The 18,819-nt window shown below is 44.5% G+C and carries 17 protein-coding genes; 11 read left to right on the top strand and 6 right to left on the bottom strand.

Annotated elements, in window-relative coordinates; all coding sequences use genetic code 11:
- Window positions 1-47: 47 nt before the first annotated feature.
- Both IW644_RS14540 and IW644_RS14535 read right to left on the bottom strand, forming a co-directional pair.
- Window positions 48-1,406, bottom strand: coding sequence for an ATP-binding protein (locus IW644_RS14540; protein WP_269918198.1), 1,359 nt, complete (start codon window positions 1,404-1,406; stop codon window positions 48-50).
- Window positions 1,406-2,149, bottom strand: a complete 744-nt coding sequence (locus tag IW644_RS14535) for a response regulator transcription factor (RefSeq protein WP_179982186.1) — start codon at window positions 2,147-2,149, stop codon at window positions 1,406-1,408. The genes IW644_RS14540 and IW644_RS14535 overlap by 1 nt, the downstream gene beginning before the upstream one ends.
- Before the next feature lie 210 nt (window positions 2,150-2,359).
- Here IW644_RS14535 and IW644_RS14530 point away from each other — a divergent pair, with 210 nt between their 5' ends.
- Window positions 2,360-3,190, top strand: coding sequence for a Spy/CpxP family protein refolding chaperone (locus IW644_RS14530; protein WP_269918197.1), 831 nt, complete (start codon window positions 2,360-2,362; stop codon window positions 3,188-3,190).
- Window positions 3,191-3,251: 61 nt separating this feature from the next.
- Here the strand turns inward: IW644_RS14530 and IW644_RS14525 are convergent, their stop codons facing one another.
- Window positions 3,252-4,481, bottom strand: coding sequence for a flagellar assembly protein T N-terminal domain-containing protein (locus IW644_RS14525; protein ID WP_269918196.1), 1,230 nt, complete (start codon window positions 4,479-4,481; stop codon window positions 3,252-3,254).
- A 13-nt stretch (window positions 4,482-4,494) separates the two neighbouring features.
- On the bottom strand, window positions 4,495-5,244 hold the full coding sequence (locus tag IW644_RS14520) for a flagellar basal body L-ring protein FlgH (RefSeq protein ID WP_269918195.1): 750 nt from the start codon (window positions 5,242-5,244) through the stop codon (window positions 4,495-4,497).
- Window positions 5,245-5,405: 161 nt separating this feature from the next.
- Between IW644_RS14520 and IW644_RS14515 the strand changes: the two genes are divergently transcribed.
- A complete protein-coding gene (locus tag IW644_RS14515) occupies window positions 5,406-6,305 on the top strand; it encodes a hypothetical protein (protein WP_269918194.1) in 900 nt (299 codons plus the stop codon).
- Window positions 6,306-6,358: 53 nt separating this feature from the next.
- Here the strand turns inward: IW644_RS14515 and IW644_RS14510 are convergent, their stop codons facing one another.
- The gene (locus IW644_RS14510) at window positions 6,359-6,769 is read right to left on the bottom strand and encodes a methylglyoxal synthase (RefSeq protein WP_269918193.1); all 411 of its coding nucleotides are present in this window, start codon (window positions 6,767-6,769) and stop codon (window positions 6,359-6,361) included.
- 420 nt (window positions 6,770-7,189) lie between these two features.
- On the opposite strand from IW644_RS14510, the gene IW644_RS14505 reads away from it, so the two are divergent.
- The 9 genes from IW644_RS14505 (at window position 7,190) to IW644_RS14465 (ending at window position 17,642) form a co-directional block, all read left to right on the top strand.
- Window positions 7,190-7,315 (top strand): hypothetical protein, encoded by a 126-nt coding sequence (locus tag IW644_RS14505; RefSeq protein ID WP_259462663.1) that lies wholly within the window; start codon window positions 7,190-7,192, stop codon window positions 7,313-7,315.
- Between the two features lie 108 nt (window positions 7,316-7,423).
- Window positions 7,424-8,437 carry an N-acetyl-gamma-glutamyl-phosphate reductase gene (gene argC, locus IW644_RS14500; RefSeq protein WP_269918192.1) on the top strand — a complete coding sequence of 338 codons (1,014 nt, stop codon included), beginning with the start codon at window positions 7,424-7,426 and terminating at the stop codon, window positions 8,435-8,437.
- The gene (gene argB, locus IW644_RS14495) at window positions 8,434-9,279 is read left to right on the top strand and encodes an acetylglutamate kinase (protein ID WP_269918191.1); all 846 of its coding nucleotides are present in this window, start codon (window positions 8,434-8,436) and stop codon (window positions 9,277-9,279) included. Before argC ends, argB begins: the two co-directional genes overlap by 4 nt.
- Window positions 9,276-10,187: an ornithine carbamoyltransferase gene (locus IW644_RS14490; protein ID WP_269918190.1), complete on the top strand. Its 912-nt coding sequence runs from the start codon at window positions 9,276-9,278 to the stop codon at window positions 10,185-10,187. The genes argB and IW644_RS14490 overlap by 4 nt, the downstream gene beginning before the upstream one ends.
- 25 nt (window positions 10,188-10,212) lie before the next feature.
- Window positions 10,213-11,418 carry an argininosuccinate synthase gene (locus IW644_RS14485; RefSeq protein ID WP_179982177.1) on the top strand — a complete coding sequence of 402 codons (1,206 nt, stop codon included), beginning with the start codon at window positions 10,213-10,215 and terminating at the stop codon, window positions 11,416-11,418.
- Window positions 11,419-11,492: 74 nt separating this feature from the next.
- Window positions 11,493-12,875, top strand: a complete 1,383-nt coding sequence (argH, locus tag IW644_RS14480; protein WP_269918189.1) for an argininosuccinate lyase — start codon at window positions 11,493-11,495, stop codon at window positions 12,873-12,875.
- An 18-nt stretch (window positions 12,876-12,893) separates the two neighbouring features.
- Window positions 12,894-14,204 (top strand): amino-acid N-acetyltransferase, encoded by a 1,311-nt coding sequence (gene argA / locus IW644_RS14475; protein WP_269918188.1) that lies wholly within the window; start codon window positions 12,894-12,896, stop codon window positions 14,202-14,204.
- A gap of 294 nt (window positions 14,205-14,498) precedes the next feature.
- Complete coding sequence (locus IW644_RS14470; protein WP_269918187.1) at window positions 14,499-16,643, top strand: EAL domain-containing protein; 2,145 nt, start codon at window positions 14,499-14,501, stop codon at window positions 16,641-16,643.
- A 132-nt stretch (window positions 16,644-16,775) separates the two neighbouring features.
- Window positions 16,776-17,642, top strand: coding sequence for an alpha/beta hydrolase family protein (locus IW644_RS14465; RefSeq protein WP_269918186.1), 867 nt, complete (start codon window positions 16,776-16,778; stop codon window positions 17,640-17,642).
- A gap of 64 nt (window positions 17,643-17,706) precedes the next feature.
- Here IW644_RS14465 and IW644_RS14460 read toward each other — a convergent pair whose 3' ends face one another.
- Window positions 17,707-18,819 carry a DUF2855 family protein gene (locus IW644_RS14460; protein ID WP_269918185.1) on the bottom strand — a complete coding sequence of 371 codons (1,113 nt, stop codon included), beginning with the start codon at window positions 18,817-18,819 and terminating at the stop codon, window positions 17,707-17,709.

Genomic DNA, 18,819 nt, shown 5'->3' with positions numbered 1-18,819 from the left:
ATTTGCGCTCGTTGTGAAGCTACATACTACTGTCAAAGTATAGGTTACTACTTCGGGAATGACAGAGTGACTCGCAGCCCACCGCGCTCAACAGGTTCAGCGATAATGCGCCCATGATGCAACTCAACCGCCGCTTTTGCAATGGATAAACCTAGACCAACCCCTCCTGACTCTCGCTCTCTGGCAAGCGTAGCTCGGTAAAAAGGTGAAAATATACGTTCGCATTCTTCTACAGTTAGTCCCTCGCCGTCATCGGTAATATGAATGCACCATTGCTTAGCATCTTCGCTAAAAGAAACATGTGTTAAGAACTCGCTATGTCGTATAGCATTGCGTAGAACATTCTCGACCGCGCGGCAAAGCATCATATTGTCAACAACAACAAGCTTTTTGGGAATATCATCAATTTTTAGCTGCTTGTTTTTGTTTGCTGCTTCAAAATTCGCATCGGTAAAGACATCGTTGAGCACTAGCGAAAGCATTTGTTTTACCATCGTCGCTTCGCCAGCTTCAGCTCGGCTTAATGTAAGCAGCTGGCTCACCAGTGCTTCCATACGCTCAGCCTCTCGTTCGACTCGAGATAGCGTTTCAGGATCTACGTTTTGCTGATGAGCAAGCCCAAGCGCCATTTGCAAACGCGCCAGCGGAGAGCGAAGCTCGTGGGATACATCGGCTAACAAACGCTTTTGCGCCCCCCACATAGACTCTAATTGCTCAGCCATTTTATTAAAGTCACGAGAAAGCTGTCCTAGCTCATCCTGACGCTTAGCTGCTCGGCCCACCCGCGCTTGCCAGTCACCGCTCGCTATGCGTTTGGCTGAGCTTTGGATACGCAGTATGGGATTAGTCAGTGATTTCGCAAACAACCAGCTCAATAAAATGGTGGTGATCAACGCAATTGTAAGAAACAGTAAAATGGGAGGAGTTTGCTTATCAGGCATTTCCAGTCTTACTGAGAAAAGCGCAAATCGGGTACCGTTGCGCTCAAAGAAAACCGGCCCCAATATTTTAAATGCGCCACGCTTCACCGCTATGGGTGACGTTTGTGTTACCAATCTAAGTAAATCATCTCTGTCTTCGTTACGAAGCGGTGGACCACCACCTGAAATAACACGGTTATCACTTATATCGATGGCCACCATTCGCCCTCTCCCTCCACGGGAATGACGATCTAGCGCTCCGCGTAATGGTGCGTCTTGGAAACGATCCTCTTGTATGCGCTCCACCACTTGATTAAGAGCAGCAACTTCACGTGGCTTTATAGGCACAATTTCAAGATCTTCAAAGAAAAGGCGGCTGCCCCATATAGCCAATAAGGCGGTTACAATGAATGTAGCCCAAAACCAAAGAAACAATCGGCCCATGATGGCCCGCGTTGGGCTTATACTGCGTAACAGTTTTACCATCAATGACTTCCAACAATTAGCATATACCCTACACCTCGGATAGTTTTAATTTTTTCATCCCTGGCTACTGCACCGATTTTCTTGCGCAAGTTACTCACGTGCATATCAATACTTCTATCAAAAGCCTGTAATGGCTTACCCAGTATTTTTAAGCTTATCTCTTCTTTTGTTACTCGCTGAGCAGCGTTGAGCATTAACAGGCGCAGAATTAAAAATTCCGTTGTTGTAAGCGTTAGTTCGACATCATCCACTTTCGCCAGCTGACTGCTAGGGCTTAAAAAGATACCGTTAACGAATAAGTCCTGCTCAACGGCTCCGCCCGTAGATGACAAATTATGACGGCGAACAATCGCTTTTATTCGCGCAACGAGCTCCCTGTGATTAAAGGGCTTAGGTAGATAGTCATCGGCCCCCATCTCGAGGCCCAAAATGCGGTCGTAGTCATCGCCTCTAGCGGTAAGCATAAGCACCGGCGTACTGTGGCTTGCTCGAAGCTTTTTCAATACGTCAAATCCATCCATTTTAGGCATCATCACGTCAAGCAATATCAGGTCGTAATGACGCCCAGAGATCGCTTCGGATAGCCCCTCTTCGCCATCGTTGCGCACTTGCACCTGATAACCCATACCCGATAGATACGTGGAAAGCATTTCTGTCAGCTCTAGGTCATCATCAATAACAAGGATAGACTGCAAGTGAAAATCTGTACTCATGGTATTAAACTCTTTAACTGCTAGATTCATGAAAATGCCTGTAAATTAGATAAAACTCAACCTACGCTTTCGGGGTGCTTCGCCTTAAGCTTACAAACAACACTGACAAAACGCGTACTATATCTTTTCAGACCTTTACAATCACAAATCGGCTTTACCTTTACATAAGCTTTACACTGCATTGACTGCTTTTTTAGGTGCGCACGCTAGAGTTAGCATGTCCGAAAAAAGGAGACGACAATGAAAAAGTTATTAATTGCTAGTGTAGCAGTAGCAGCGATTGGCTTAGGTGGCCTTGCACTGGCGCAGCCAGCCGGGCCTGGAATGCGTCACCACGAACCGGTAAAAGAAATTGTTAAACATCTTCGCGGCATCAGCTTAAGTGACGCTCAGCGCGAAGAAATAAAAACACTCGTAAGCGCATTCAAAGACGCTAACCCTCGACCTAAATTTGGTGATATTGAAAAACCTAACCTAGATTTTGCAAGCGCCACTGAAGCCCAGATAAGCGCTTTTATCCAAACCCAGATTGAAGAGCGCGAAGCAACGCATTTTGCTTTTGCTCAACTGCGCCACGATATCTACAACGTGCTAAATGAAGAGCAACAGGCAACTCTCTTAGCTCGAGACGCTAAAAGAGAATTAGATAGACAAAAACATCATGATGCTTTCGCAAAACAAGAAGCACGCTTTGCAAAACGAATGGATGGTGAGGTTAAAGGTCCTAAACGCAAGCCTAGGGAATTTTTGTTCGAAGGCATTGAATTAACCGACGAACAAGTAGCCAGCCTTACAGAACTTCGCGAGTCATTCAAAGATACATCTAAAGCGAATAGAGAGAAGCTACGCAATTTTAAAGATGCCCAGCGGGATTTGGTTCGTAGCCAGTCTTTCTCTCAAGACGCTTGGGACGCGCTTTTCGCCCAATACAAAGACGACCTTGTAAATGCTAAAGTTGAGAAAGCCAAACAGTATCAAGCCATGTTTCAAGTTTTGTCATCTGAGCAACAAGCGAAACTAGAAGCACTGCGTGAAGAAGAACGTAAGCTACGCGAGATATTTAAGCCTTAACGCTTAGCCTTTTTTACCCATCTTACCCACCGTAAAAAGTGCTGGCTTCGGCCAGCCTTTTTTATGGCTGAGCCTCAGATAATTTTTGTTTTACGGATAAGGTTAGTGGCGTCACAAAATCACCAACATGTACGCTATCACTACCTGGCTCAGCCTTAAGCAAGCTAACTTCGTCAGCCACTTCAAATACCTCTAAAGTAAGGGTATTACTAGAAAATAAACCCGATTTTCTTGATAACCCTAGGGTGGGTAACGCGCGCTGCTTTACGAGTGAAAATTTATCTCCTGCCACCAAACCGCTATTTTTACCTAGGTCGATTGCAATATAGTCAGGCGATATATCTATAACCTGCGCATAGGTTGTTTCACACTGTAATGCCCCATGAATATCGGTAATGGCAGCGTGTATAGTGTTTAGCACCATTCGACCAAAATCACTTCGCCACAAAAGGCTATTGTTACTGTCTACAGAATCGTGTTGAGAGAACGGCCAGTCTGCTTCACTGTGATAGCTATCATTAAAAATAACCTTTGCTTTAAACGTATCGAGTACGTAAACCTGAACAGTAAAGTTTCTGCGAAGTGCCGTACTATCGCTTTCAAATACCGACGTTGCTTGTGACACTTGCTCGAAAAGCGAAATGTCTTTAACAAACCCAAATACCACAAATTGCTGACCATACTCATTTCGAAGGTACGTGGACATCGCCGTCAAATCGACATCAGAGAGACTAGAGGTTAGCCAAGTATTTACGTTAATGAGTGAAACGGGAATCTGGCTAACACTATTGCCGTTATAAAGCCCATTGAGCTGCTGTGTAAAACGTTGAGATACATGACTACCAAAAGAATAGAGCATACCGGTTGCGGCTTGCTGCGGTGAAGTTAAAGAAAACTCCGTTACTAGTATCCGATGGGCTAACCCATTATTAGTACAGTTAAACAAAGGCGTAATATTAACGTTTACCACTACCGTAAGTAGGTCGTCTTTAAGTGTTTCACTTATAATTTCTACACGCTGTATTCTTCCCTGAGAGCGAATTTCTGCCTTACTAGAAAGCAGTAAACCATCTACCATAATATCTTGCGCTGAAATCGTGCTGCCACTTTGAAAAGCCGCATCTGCGATAGCGTTTTGTATAGCACTGGTTCTTATATCGCTTAACTCAGCCCCTGCGAGAGCCACGGTAGACTCGCCTTGCACCCATTGAGCACACGCTTGCTTAATCACCATTAATGACGAGAACAAAACTAACCCAGTAAGCGTTTTACGTAATCGGCTTTTGTACATGGGGTTCTCGTCACTAACCAAAAATTGAAAACAGCTTGCCGATTACCGAAGGCTGCTGATTGTCCTGCAGTTCACCCGTACCGCTGTATTCAATTAATGCGTTACCAACTTTAGATGACAACACGGTATTACTTTCATCAACGTCTTTTTTACGTACTTCTCCGGAAAAGCGAATGTACTCTTTTCCCCTATTCATGGTTATCCACTTTTCTCCGGTAACAAGTAAATTTCCAGCAGGGGTTATGCCGGTTACGTACACTGTAATACTGCCGCTCATTGAGTTTGATTGTTTGGTTTGAGCGGAGCTAGCAAATTCGCTGTCTTGCTCATGCTCTACTTCAACATCATCTCCTTCAACCTGAATACCACCTAGTTTCAATGTGACAGGCGCTAAATCGAACGAAGTATTTTTGTCGGTATTAAAATCAAGAGACTTCTCTGATTGGGTCTGCTCATCAAGCTTAACCAGTATCATATCCCCTACTTTAAAGTTCGCATGACGCTCATAGAGCCCTATTGATTGCTCAGGGTTAAATAAAGAGCCGGTAGGCACATGTAAAGTGGGCGTGGGCTGCGCTCTGGGTGGTGAATAGCGCGGATGACCAGGTTTCGGTTCGTCTTCTACTTGACTAACTGCCCGTTGCGACACATTGGGGTTAGTGGGGCTATTTTGAACCACTTGCTCCTCTTCAGTAATTGTTTGGGCGCAGCCCCCAAGTGTAAAGATTGCGATAAGTGTGTGTATATGGCATCGAACTTTCATGACATTGCTCAGTATTATTTTTTATGCAGTGTGTAATTTAAGTGCCATCCATGACCTGACAGGAGCAAGTTTAAACGAACAAATCAGAAGAAATCTCGTTCACTTTCTCTATTTGCAAAACCTTTACAAATCAACTATATGCCTGCGGGTAAGGGGATGTTATGGCCTTAGAAAACACAACCACCAGCTCTGTTGGATCTGGCTTCAATGCACTGTTATCAAAGCTTGATTTAGCGTCAGGCTTCAATGGCAGTAAAGCTGTGGAATCGACAAATTCTTCAACAACATCAGATATTGAAGCGGCAAAAAGCGGCGAGTCTTTGCCGTCTATTTTCTCATTATTACTTGAACAACAGAGTCAGACGAATGAACCAGTGGGTACATCAGATACCGTTGCGGATATCAGTGCTACAAGTCTTGCAGAAGATGCTCTCTCACCACTGACAACTATAAGTAATGCACTTTCAGATGATGCTATAGCCGCTATGCAAGGTACGTTATTAACTGCATTGCAAAACAATATATTTCAAGCGTTATCCACTAATAGCGACACCACCAATACAGCTACCAGCGCAACTTCTAACCTTAGCAATGCTAGTATTAATCAAAGTGAAACCAGCCCAACTTTATTCGACACGCTATACACAAACGCATTCGGTGATGACGGGCTTAACCTTAAAGATGGCTTTGATGTCTTAAATATTGCAAACCACCTGCCCGTAGTTTCTGATATTTACGAGGCAACCACCTCTAGCCACACTGCCGCCGCGGCTAGTTTGGCTGGTAGCTTTTTATATGGCGGCATAGGCGGCCTTATGTATAACGCTGTAGACTTAGCCGTAGAAAACGTTACTGGGCAGAGTATTTCAAATAACCTGTGGTCAATGGGCCAAGCTTTTGTGTCGTCGTCCTTCGGCAAAATCAATGCTGATAGTGCTTCACAGGTGTTAAATGAAAGTGTATTGACCTCAACGCCCATCGAGACTAATGATATAAAGGCAGGAATTGCCAATAAAGCCGCGGACGCTACTTACCAATTCGTTCAACGAGGCTTAAATTAAAGCCTCTACTTTGAACAAAGGCACGTAGCGACAATAGTGTGTACCTTAAAGCCTTAGAAGTTAGGTTTAACTGGCTTGTATTCGGGAGATAGGAAGAGCGGTGACGTGATCACTAAATCTGCTGTGGCTGGTGTGCAGGCTACTGGTACGTTCCACACTGAACACAGCCGCAATAGCGCTTTCACGTCGGGGTCGTGGGGCGCTGGGTTCAATGGGTCCCAAAAGAAGAATAGTGCGTCTAGCTTGTTTTCTGCGATCAACGCGCCTATTTGCTGGTCCCCACCAAGCGGGCCACTTTTATAGCGTGTGACGTCTAACCCTGTTTCGTTGGCAATTAAGCCGCCCGTAGTTCCTGTCCCCACCAAATTACACTGCTTAAGCACGTCAATATGCTGTTTAACCCATGCTAGCAATTCGGGCTTCTTATGATCGTGCGCAACCAGCGCTAAAGTAAGTTTGCTCATTTTATTTTCCGAGTTTAATCCCAACAACCTATTTTCACAGTCTTCTGTTTAGGTCTATAGCAACCTATCACTTATCACTGTCTGATTTCATGCGCTACTTGCGCTTTACAATTAGGGCCCGTTTTCCTTTGCAAAAACAGACTAGATTCTTAGCTGATTAAGCAGCAACGCTGCCATAAATAAGTACAACGACTACTTATTAGGTGCCAGATATAAATATTCAGTTCTATTGGGCTTGTTGTCAACTTACTGTCATAACTATAAATATATTATTAAGTATCTTTTTAAAGACGAAACAGCATAAATATAAGATAAAATATTTATACATTTTTATTGCATAAACATTCAAATTAGATACACTAGTCCACGGTTAAAGCATCCAACCCGTAAATTCGGGTTGTAACTTTATAGGAATTGATGATGACACAACCAACTCGCGTTGTTGGTTCAACCACTAGCAACGATAAAGAGTTTATCTCTCCCCTGGCTGGCTACACCATGCATAGCGCACGACGATGCGTGTGCACATCTATGCTTATTCAGTAGCACACTTTTTACCTTTGTAATGTGGTCGCGGTTAGGCAAGGATATTCGCCCAACCAGTTTACAAAGGTAAAAAGTGATTTTTTTCTCCTTTTATTGAATTTTTAAATTATGTATAGCGTTTCAATTATTGGTGCCAGTGGTTACACAGGTGCACAACTTGTTCAGTTGGTTAATCAACATCCAAAACTTGAGTTAGCGGGTACTTATGTATCTGAGAAAAGTAGCGATGCGGATAAAAATATCGCACAGCTTCACGGCAACTTGGCCCATGTCAACGCTACGCTCACGCCTATCTCAGATGCAGCCCTAAAAGAGATGGCTAATGGTGTTGATTTTATTTTTTTAGCAACGCCACATGAAGCAAGCCACGACTGGATGCCTGTCTTATCTTCAGGTAAAGCAAAGGTACTTGATTTATCAGGTGCCTTTAGGTTGAAAGACACCCAAGTTTTCGAACAGTTTTATGGCTTTCCTCATACGCAAAAGGAAAGCCTAACTCAAGCCGTTTACGGTCTTGCCGAGTGGCACGAAGCACAGATTGCTAGCGCAGATGTTATTGCTGTTCCGGGTTGCTACCCCACGGCTAGTCTTAGTGCACTTAAACCACTTGCTGAAAATAACTTGCTTGATGCAAATGTACGCCCTGTAATTAATGCCGTTTCCGGCGTATCAGGTGCAGGTAGAAAAGCCAGTTTAACCACCAGCTTTTTTGAGGTCAGTCTTCAAGCATATGGCGTACTAGGTCATCGCCATACGCCTGAAATTGAAGCGTATTTAGGCACACCCGTTATCTTCACCCCGCACCTTGGCAACTTCAAAAGAGGTATTTTGGCAACGGTCACCGTGAAGGTAAAAGCTGGTACCACCAGCGAGCAGCTTGAACAAGCGTACACTGACGCCTATGCTGATAAACCTATTGCGCGTTTGCGTACCAGTTTCCCAAAAATTGACGACGTTGCTCATACCCCATTTGTTGATCTTCACTGGAAGCTAGATGAAGCATCTGGGTATGCGGTGGTTACCGCTGCAATAGACAACGTAATGAAAGGCGCAGCCTCTCAGGCTATTCAGTGCCTTAATATAATGACGAAACAACCAGTAGAAACAGGGTTAGTACTATGAGTGTTTCACCTATCGTAATTAAAGTTGGTGGTGCATTGCTTGACGATGCAGCAGCAATGACACGCTTATTTTTAAGCGTAAAAGAAGTTCAAGCCATACGCCCAGTTGTGGTAGTTCATGGTGGCGGCCCGTTGGTTGAGACCCTAATGGCGAGCCTAGGTCTTCAAAGTACGAAAATTGATGGCCTTCGCGTTACGCCCGATGAGCACATGCCTTATATCTGTGGTGCGCTTGCGGGCTCTGCGAACAAACAGCTTTGTGCAGCGGCACTTGCCACGGGTATTACGCCAGTTGGTTTATCTCTGCTAGATGGAAATATGGTGGTATGCGACCCACTGGCTGATCAATATGGTGCGGTAGGTGTACCTTCAACAGCTGATGCTTCTTTCCTAAAAAGCGTACTAGCACAGTCTACACTTCCGGTAATTAGCTCTATTGGTTCAAGCCCACAAGGTAGATTACTGAATGTAAATGCTGATCAAGCAGCCACGGTTATTGCTGAACTTCTTAACGCGGAACTTTTATTACTTTCTAATGTTGAAGGTGTACTAGATGGCGACAAATCGCTAATTAGCGAACTTAACGCTACAAGTATTTCAAAGTACGCAGATGAAGGCGTAATCACAGACGGAATGAAAGTAAAAGTAGATGCGGCACTTGCGTCTGCAGAAAGCCTAGACCGCGCGGTTTACATCGCAAGCTGGGCAGCTGATATCAACGATATTTTAAATAAGAAAACGGGCACACAAATTCTGCCCGCAGCGCTGGCAAACTCAGAGTCGACAAACGCTGACTTACACCACACCGACGTAACAAAAGGCAATGCCGGAGAAGTACAATGAAACAGGACCTACTTACTTTTGCAGACTGGACACCAGACGCAATGAAAAACTTGCTGCAATTGGCTGTAGAAATTAAACAAGCACCGGCAAGTTACAACAATGTGCTAGCAGGAAAATCAATCGTTGCCCTGTTTGAAAAACCGTCTTTGCGAACCCGTGTAAGCTTTGATATTGGTATTAATAAGCTTGGCGGTCATATGGTGTACTTAGATGCACAGTCGGGCAAATTAGCAGGTCGAGAAGATGCAGTAGATACCGCAGCTAACTTAGCCTGCTGGGCTGACGCGATTGTCGCTCGCGTGTTTTCTCACGAAACCCTAGAGACCTTTTCTAAAGCGGCCAAAGTACCGGTAGTTAACGCACTGTGCGATAAATACCACCCATGTCAGGGCCTTGCCGATTACCTCACTATGTTTGAACGCTTTGGCAAGACCGAAGGTCTTACCATGGCATACGTAGGCGACGGCAATAATGTGACCCATTCACTATTAATTGTTGGTGCGCTTTTAGGTTGCAACCAAGTGGTAGTAACACCAAAAGGTCACGAAGCGGCCCCTGAAATTGTGGCGCAAGCCATGGCGATTGCAAAAAAGACAGGTGTATCGATTGTTGAAAGCACGGACCTTAGTGCAGCTAACGGCGCAGACGTTATCTATGCAGATACATGGCTTTCAATGGGTGACGATACGCCACTTGAAGTGATCAAAGAAAAGTTCATGCCTTATCAGGTAAATGAGGCGCTGATGGAAGCAACGGGTGCTAGCTACGTAATGCACTGTCAGCCTGCCCATCGCGACCTAGAAATTACAGGCTCGTTAATTGATAGCGATAAGTCGCTATTAATGCAGCAAGCCGAAAATAGAATGCATGGCCAAAACGCCATTCTTACTCAATTACTTAATGCCTAAAAAGGCACCTAAGAGGTTTACTTAGATGCAAAACGTTAAAAAAATCGTACTGGCCTATTCAGGCGGGCTTGATACATCAGCTATCATTCCATGGCTAAAAGAAAATTATGGCTGTGAAGTTGTCGCATTTGCGGCAGATGTGGGCCAAGGTGATGAAGAGCTAGAAGGCCTTCACGAGAAAGCTATCGCGTCTGGCGCGAGCGAATGCCACATTGTTGATTTAAAAGAAGAGTTCGTAAGCGAATATATCTTCCCTACTATCACGACAGGTGCGGTATACGAAGGTGAATATTTATTGGGTACGTCAATGGCGCGCCCGGTAATCGCAAAAGCGCAAGTTGAGATTGCCCGTAAAGTAGGTGCCGACGCCCTATGTCATGGTTGTACCGGTAAAGGTAACGACCAGGTGCGTTTTGAAAGCACCTTTGCCGCCCTTGCCCCAGATCTTACCGTGATCGCGCCATGGCGTGAGTGGGATATGGTAAGCCGCGAAGACTTACTTGCTTACCTAGCTGAACGCAATATCGCGACAACAGCGTCAGCGACAAAAATTTACAGCCGCGATGCCAACGCATGGCACATTTCACACGAAGGCGGCGAGCTTGAAGATCCATGGCAAGAGCCTACCAAGCAAGTGTGGACTATGACGGTTGACCCAGAAGATGCCCCTGATGCCCCTGAGCGCGTTACCCTGACTTTTGACGAAGGTAAGCTGACGCACGTTGATGGTGAAGCATTATCGCCTTATCAAGCACTTGTTAAGCTAAACACAGTAGCAGCAGCCCACGGTGTTGGACGTATCGACATTGTTGAAAACCGCCTTGTAGGCATGAAGTCTCGCGGGTGTTATGAAACGCCTGGCGGCACTGTATTGCTTAAAGCGTACAAAGCGCTTGAAACCATGGTGCTAGATAAAGCCGCACTTAAATACCGCGAGCAAATTGGCCTTGAGTTCTCGCACGTTATGTACGATGGCCGTTGGTTTACTGCCCTTAACGATGCACTACTTGCTGGCGCTGCGTCTTTCGCTAAGAAAGTGACAGGCGAGATAGTGGTTAAGCTTTATAAAGGCCAAGCTACTGTTACCCAGCGTAAATCGCCCAACAGCCTTTACTCTGAAGACTTTGCAACCTTTGGTGCAGACGATGTTTACGACCAGAAGCACGCTGAGGGCTTTATCCGCCTATTCAGTCTTTCAAGTCGTATTGAAGCACTAAAAAATCAAGGTTAATTGTATACCGCGCGTAGCTTTTAACACCTCCGCGCGGATAGCAAAGGCAACAAACAGTATTTAAGGAGCATCGCATGGCGTTGTGGGGTGGCCGGTTTGAATCCGGTGCAAGTAGTATGTTTAAACAGGTTAACGACTCGCTGCCGTTTGACCAAGTTATGGCAAGCCAAGATATTCAAGGCTCTATCAGCTGGTCTCGTGCGCTGCAAAAGGCAGGCGTACTAACTGCTGACGAACAAGCTCAGCTTGAAGCAGCACTTAGTGAGTTGAAAGCGAAAGCCGATGCGGGTGAATTAGACTTTGACGCATCGAGTGAAGAAGATATTCACAGCTTTGTAGAAGCTGCGCTTATTGAAAAGCTTGGCGATATTGGTCGTAAACTACACACAGGTCGTAGCCGTAACGACCAGGTGGCTACTGACTTTCGCCTGTGGGTACGAGAACATATTGCCTCACTTCGCGCTGATGTTTTAGGTGTTATTAAATCACTTCTAAATGCCGCAAGCCGTCATCAAGAAGCTATCATCCCAGGTTACACTCACTTACAGCGTGCACAGCCTATTCACTTCGCACACTGGTGCTTAGCTTACGTTGAAATGCTAAAGCGTGACTTGAGCCGCTTAGACGACTTAAAAGCGCGCATGAATCAGTGCCCTTTAGGCTCTGGCGCATTGGCAGGTACCACGTTTCCTGTAGACCGCCACGCTATTGCAGAGGAATTAGGCTTCGACTCTCCCTGCCTAAATAGCCTTGATGCCGTGTCGGATAGAGACTTCGTTCTTGAACTTTTGTTTGTGGCCAGCACCAGCATGATGCACTTATCGCGTCTTGCTGAAGATATGATTTTCTATAACTCTGGCGAAGCAGGCTTCTTACAGTTAGGCGATAGCGTAACCTCAGGTTCATCGCTTATGCCGCAGAAGAAAAATCCAGACGCGCTAGAGCTTATGCGCGGTAAATGTGGCCGTGTTTTTGGTTCTTTGCAGGCGCTGTTAGTTACCATGAAGGGTCTTCCACTTGCGTATAACAAAGATATGCAAGAAGACAAAGAAGGCGCTATCGATACGGTAAATCAGTGGCATATTTGTTTATGCATTGCCAGCGAAGTGCTCGACTCCCTGCAGCTTAATGAAGAACGCTGTCGTACCGCAGCAACTCAAGGCTTTTCTAACGCAACCGAGCTTGCCGATTATCTGGTAGGTAAAGGCGTGCCGTTTAGAACAGGTCACGATATCGCGGGCCGTGTCGTGCTTCAGGCTATAGATAAAGGCTGTGCTATTGAAGATTTACCGCTAAGCGACATGCAGGCGATTTGCGATAAAATCGAAGACGATGTTTATCCTGTACTTCAATTGGAATACGGCGTAAACCAGCGAAATATCCTTGGCGGAACCAGCAAAGAAACAGTTACTAAAGCACTGTATCAAGAGTTGGAAGACTTGGATAAGCAAGGGTAGCGGTAAGGAACTACTTAGATGGTACTAGCGCAGCAAGATGGCATAAAACTGTTTCGCAGTTCACTGCCATACATTAATGCTCATCAGGGAAAGACCTTTGTACTGATGTTCGGTGGCGAAGCCATTGAACATCCTAATTTTCCCAACATTATTCAAGATATCGCCCTATTGAACAGCCTTGGCGTACGTGTGGTAGTGGTGCACGGTGCCAGACCTCAAATAGACCAGCGAGTTGCGTTACGCAATATAGAAGGCCGCTTCGAAAACGGCGTGCGCATTACCGACAAACAAACACTTGAATGTGTAAAAGACGCAGCAGGCTCGGTTCGTTCACAGGTAGAAGCCTTACTTACTATGGGGCTTCCAAATTCCCCCATGCACGGTGCACAAATACGGGTGTGTTCGGGCAACTTGGTGGTGGCCAAACCTATGGGCGTACGTGGCGGTGTAGACTTTGAAAACACGGGTTTAGTACGTCGTATTGATACGACTGGCATTAACGACCATCTTAACGACGGCTCGATTGTGCTGCTATCGCCTATGGGCTATTCATCAACAGGTGAAGTGTTTAACTTATCCCATGAAGATGTAGCTACACAGGCAGCTATCGCCCTTAAGGCTGACAAGCTGATTGTGTTTTCAAACTATGATGGCGTATACAACCGTGACGGAAGATTACTTCGCACCATTGAACGTCCTCAGCTAGAACAGCTAACTCTAGCAGGTGACATCACCACCGAAGATACAGTACTAAGCGCACTTACCACCAGCGTTGCTGCCGGCGTTCCCCGTGCGCACTGTATCAGTTTTGAAAAAGACGGTGCCCTGCTTCAAGAATTGTTCACCCGCGACGGTACGGGCTCGCTTGTAATGGAACACCATTACGAGCAATTACGTGCAGCGACCATCGAAGATGTGGGCGGGATCTTAAAGCTAATAAAACCGTTAGAAGAAAGCGGCGTGTTAGTGAAGCGTTCTCGTGAGCGTTTAGAGAACGAAATAAACCAGTTCATAGTGATAGTGCGTGACGGCATGATCATCGCCTGCGCTGCTTTATACTTGTACCCAGAAGATGGCTGCGCCGAATTAGCCTGTGTGGCGACACACCAAGACTATCGCGGCAAAAACCGTGGCGAACGGATTTTAGATGAAGTGCGAGTGCGTGCTAAAGAAGCCGGTATTAACCGCATTTTTGTATTAACAACGGTAACAGCGCATTGGTTCTTAGAACAAGGGTTTGAGCCCGCAGACATTAGTGCTTTACCTGCCGTGAAAAAAGAGCTGTATAACTTCCAGCGTAATTCTAAGGTGTTTACTCTGTCAGTCTAGTTTGCAAGTTAGATCATACGAAGCACTTATTTATTAAATAATATGGTGTTTCGTATGTTTTGTAACATATTGTGTAAATCAATATTAATCCTTCCTAATGCCTATCCCTAGCACTATTTAGCGGTTATATTAGCTTATCTAGTTACGTGAATTAGTTTCAATTCTTTGTATTGAACTAATACTAATCCCAGCGGTTTAATAGTGATTTCTCGCGCATTAAAAATAATAAAAAACTACCTTCTTCTTAACGACGACAACTTAAAAACAACTGACGCTAATATATGGCGACTTAGCGTGCTAAGGTCAATATTACTTATAGGTGTTATTCTCACATCAGCCATTGTTGTTCATTCATCCTATACCGCTTATGTTCAAGAACTTTACTATGTTCTTTACTTAACAATAGGGTTTACAGCCTTCCTTTTTGCGACACTTTCTATTGGCTTAAAACACATAAAAGTTGCTTCAGCTTTTTTAGTTTTCGTTGTGCTTGCAGCTTCGCTGTGTATTTTATTTTTTACTACCGATTTAATTTCAGCTCAATACGGCTTACTCTTTCTTTTCACCCTTCCTATTATTGTTCGTGTTCTATACGGTACAAAAGCGTCAATAGTTACCATGCTTTTAAACCTTATACCCTACTTTCTGTTGGTGACTAAAACTAAAGTTTCGCCTTTGTTTGGTATAGATATCACATTACCCGATACGCACACTTATCTGGCGTCATTACTATTCTTATTCTTTAATTTCTGTATTCCAATGGCCGTGTTACGAGTTATGTCTTCGTTAGAAAAACAGTCTGAGCATAACCAGTTACAAAGTAAGAAACTCGACAAAATAGTAAAAGGGTACCAAGAGATATTTAACAACGGGGGAACGCCTTCATTCTTTTGTGATGAGCAAGGGCGAATACTACAAGCAAACAAAGCAGCCAGAACCTTAGTCAAAAAATTTCGTCCTAATAGTAAATACATTCAAGACCTGTTTTCTTTGAGCTTGCCTATAACACGTGGAGTTAATCAGACCGCTTCAATTTATAATAACCCTGAACAAGAATTTGAAATTCAGCCAGCTAGCTTAATGCACCATAAAAAACAGCTCATTCACTGCCATGACTTGTCTGTAAACAAAAAGAATCTACTGGAATTCGACGCGTACAAAAAGCAGCAGTACGAAAAGCACTACTTTAATGAACTTACAGGTTTAAAGAACCATCACTTTTGGAAACAGATGGAAACTAGCGATAGCATTTTGAACCAACATATTGTGCTATTGAAGCTAGCTAACCTCCGCGAAATAAATCTTCAGTATGGCTATAGCCAAGGCGATAAACTTTTGATAAAAGTGACATCGCAGCTACAAAACGAACTCGCTAACTGCGCGAGGCTCTATCACTTTCCCGGCGCGAAATTTTTATTTACTCTGAACACCAAGCAATTATTTTCTAGTTCCATCGAACACTTTTTGATCCGAAAACTGCCGAATACTATTACCGTAACCTCCAATAATGTCAGTGTTGAGCACACGCTAAAATGGCGTGTAGGGCATTATCATGTAAGTCGAGAGATAAGCGCTGATGCCGCAGCTGAGTGCTGTGCTATTGCGTTAAGCCAAAGCAGTGAATTGTCGCCCTACATGTCATTTAGTATTAATACGGTGAAGTCTATTAGGGAAAATACTCAGCAAAAAGATAAAGTAAAAGCGCTTATTGATAATGGCTGTCTTGCGGTTTATCTACAGCCCCAGGTCTCAATTGATGAAACTATTATCGGTTTTGAAGTCCTTGCGCGTTTAAAAGACCCATCGACAGGGTCGATATTACAACCCCATCATTTTCTTTCATTGATAGAAGCGAACGGTTGGGAGGTGTTGTTTACTCAAAAGATTATCGACGCAACTCTGTCACTTCTTGATACGTGGCCAGCTAGCCTGCCGCAAGTGCCTATCGCTATCAATCTATCTGGCCCTGAGCTATTAAGTGATCTTTTCTACGAAAAGCTTTTACGCCGCTTTTCAGAAAGCCCAGAGTTATGCCAAAAATTAAAGCTAGAGCTCACTGAAACCTCGGTACTGGCAAGCCATAGTGAAACAAAGCGTCGCCTAACCTCTTTAGCTAACGTAGGAGCGACTATTATTATCGATGACTTTGGAACAGGTCACGCTTCCCTATCTCAGCTGATAGACATGTCAGCAAGTGTCATGAAAGTTGATAGGGAGTTTGTTGACCGTGTGGAAACTTCTGAACGACACCGAAAAATCGTTAAGATGACTTTAGATCTAGCTAAGAGTTTAGAAATGCAGACAATAGCTGAGGGAGTAGAAACACGGGCCCAGCTGGCAGTATTAAAACAAATGGGGTTCAAACATTTTCAAGGTTACCTTTTCGGTAAACCAGCTCCCATTGAGCACTGGATAAGTGAACTAAAAGCGCAGGCGTAACTAAGCGACCAAAGATTGAATCAAACCTAATATGAAATTATCACGAATTGAAATAAATCTTTTTGTTGCAAACTCTGCATAAGAAGGCTTTACTGGTATGACCAGATGAAGTTAAAGAGTAAGGTACACCTAGTGAGCACCCCAAAACCTAACAATATTACTGTTACGTGTAAGGACAGCATAAGTTTAAGCGCAACGCTTTTCACCCCCGAGCGGCCTGCTAAAGCAGCCATTATGATTGGTCCTGCCACGGGTATTAAACGTCAGTTTTACAGCGCATTTGCCACTTATTTATGTGAGCAAGGGTTTGGCGTTATCACGTTCGACAACCGAGGTATTGGCGAGTCGGTAAAGGGCAGCGTTAAACAAAGCGATGCATCACTAGTAACCTGGGGTGAGCAAGATATGCCGGCGGTGCTAGAGACACTAAAGATTCATTTTCCTAATGTACCCTATTTTCTTGTTGGCCATAGTGCAGGCGGTCAACTACTGGGTTTGATGTATAACGTACACGACCTTACTGCATTTTGTAACTTTGGCAGTTCATCAGGTAGCTTACGTAATATGCGTAAAAGCTATCTGCTAAAAGCGCATTTCTTTATGAATTTCTATATCCCGGTGAGTAATTTACTGTTCGGCCATACAAAATCTCAGTGGGTAGGCATGGGAGAGCCACTGCCTAAAAAAGTAGCGCGCCAATGGCAAAAATGGTGTAACGGTAAAGGCTACGTAAAAACAGGGTTTGGCAGTGATGTTAACCAGCACCACTACGACACCATTCAGATACCTTCTAAGTGGTTACTCGCCAATGACGACGACATTGCTAATATTCACAACGTCCACGATATGATTAGCGTATTCCCCAATATGGAAGCTGAGGTGGAGGAACTCGACCCACTGGCTCATAACGTAAAAGAAATAGGCCACATGAAGTTTTTCTCACGGAAATGCCAGCACTTATGGCCTAAAGTCACCGATTACTTTAATCAATACGTGTGATATCGCCTTCAACCGAGCGCTTTTATCAAAGCGCTCGAACTTAACGAAGGTGACGAGCTCCACCCTAAACAAGTGTATAAATTCTTCCTTCGTCTGAGGGAATCTGACCTTGTTGATGCTGGCTAAAGTCATCTTGTAATGCGCTTAAGCCTTCACGCTCTTTAACGTTCAACCAACCGGCGCTCCACCCAATGGCTTTTGATACAAACCCGCTACTCAACTTTTGGTACTCAACAGCCCCAATCTCAGACATACGCTGCTGAATATGAGCAGGGGCAAAGAAGAACTCCTCATCGCTTGAGGGCTTAACGTCCTGCCAGTGAGTAAGCCCAACGTTGATGTATCTAGTTAGGTGCGCACCAAGTCTATGTCTAATTGATTCCTTGATCTGCGCGTTACCAGACATGTCGACCACAACGGTGCTTTTCAGTTGCAACATTTCCAGTTTTTCATAGCTAATAACGGTGCTGTATACATCCAATGCTTCTAGTGATGCAACACGCTTTTCAGAGGTTACACCTATTGCGTCTATGCCCGCTTCTTTTAACGCAAAAGCAAGCCCTAAACTGGTTTTGCTTGAAGCACTTAGTATTAATAACTGTTCTCTTTGTACCCCAGGTATAGCATCGACCACTTCTGATAAGCAGTAAGATGTTGCGTAAAGCGGCCACAGCAACATCTGATAATTTTCTTGCTCATGCTGCTTAGTGTTTACTTCATCGTTAGCATTGCTCTTTAGGGCGGGCAGTGGGCGATAGACGTTATAACCTTGCGGTAACTTCAAGCGATGAGTACTGCAGTCAATAAGGTTACTGCCATTAACTGTGGTGTTACCCATCACCAAGTATTCAGCGGGCGGGAAATAACCGAGAAAACGACTTCCTACTTCTACTGCATCGTTTTCAGAGCTAATTACTTGACCCACGCCCCATACCGGAATAACGCCCCAGTTTTCGTTGCTATTTGTATTAACAGGTGGAAAAAACTGCCAATAACCAAGCTTGTCACCCACCATATAATAGGTCAGGTTATTGGCAGTAAATGCGAACCTTTCAATTTTGATTATTAGGCTTTTCGCCTTTCCAGCTCCCTCTATCTGTGCGTTATCATGACTATCTTCTGCTTGCGTTATCCGAAAGCGGTTTGGGTTCGTTTTGTCTATTTGAAACTGTTTCAT

The sequence above is a fragment of the Alteromonas sp. PRIM-21 genome (assembly GCF_027563165.1).
GTDB lineage: Bacteria > Pseudomonadota > Gammaproteobacteria > Enterobacterales > Alteromonadaceae > Alteromonas > Alteromonas macleodii_A.
Note: the sequence above shows the minus strand (reverse complement) of the source record. Positions and strands in the feature narration are given on the sequence as shown.

Bases quoted from the DNA above. Each gene is read 5' to 3' on its own strand.
- IW644_RS14540 (WP_269918198.1), bottom strand. From the start codon at position 1,406: ATGGTAAAACTGTTACGCAGTATAAGCCCAACGCGGGCCATCATGGGC.
- IW644_RS14535 (WP_179982186.1), bottom strand. From the start codon at position 2,149: ATGAATCTAGCAGTTAAAGAGTTTAATACCATGAGTACAGATTTTCAC.
- IW644_RS14530 (WP_269918197.1), top strand. From the start codon at position 2,360: ATGAAAAAGTTATTAATTGCTAGTGTAGCAGTAGCAGCGATTGGCTTA.
- IW644_RS14525 (WP_269918196.1), bottom strand. From the start codon at position 4,481: ATGTACAAAAGCCGATTACGTAAAACGCTTACTGGGTTAGTTTTGTTC.
- IW644_RS14520 (WP_269918195.1), bottom strand. From the start codon at position 5,244: ATGAAAGTTCGATGCCATATACACACACTTATCGCAATCTTTACACTT.
- IW644_RS14515 (WP_269918194.1), top strand. From the start codon at position 5,406: ATGGCCTTAGAAAACACAACCACCAGCTCTGTTGGATCTGGCTTCAAT.
- IW644_RS14510 (WP_269918193.1), bottom strand. From the start codon at position 6,769: ATGAGCAAACTTACTTTAGCGCTGGTTGCGCACGATCATAAGAAGCCC.
- IW644_RS14505 (WP_259462663.1), top strand. From the start codon at position 7,190: ATGACACAACCAACTCGCGTTGTTGGTTCAACCACTAGCAACGATAAA.
- argC (WP_269918192.1), top strand. From the start codon at position 7,424: ATGTATAGCGTTTCAATTATTGGTGCCAGTGGTTACACAGGTGCACAA.
- argB (WP_269918191.1), top strand. From the start codon at position 8,434: ATGAGTGTTTCACCTATCGTAATTAAAGTTGGTGGTGCATTGCTTGAC.
- IW644_RS14490 (WP_269918190.1), top strand. From the start codon at position 9,276: ATGAAACAGGACCTACTTACTTTTGCAGACTGGACACCAGACGCAATG.
- IW644_RS14485 (WP_179982177.1), top strand. From the start codon at position 10,213: ATGCAAAACGTTAAAAAAATCGTACTGGCCTATTCAGGCGGGCTTGAT.
- argH (WP_269918189.1), top strand. From the start codon at position 11,493: ATGGCGTTGTGGGGTGGCCGGTTTGAATCCGGTGCAAGTAGTATGTTT.
- argA (WP_269918188.1), top strand. From the start codon at position 12,894: ATGGTACTAGCGCAGCAAGATGGCATAAAACTGTTTCGCAGTTCACTG.
- IW644_RS14460 (WP_269918185.1), bottom strand. From the start codon at position 18,819: ATGAAACAGTTTCAAATAGACAAAACGAACCCAAACCGCTTTCGGATA.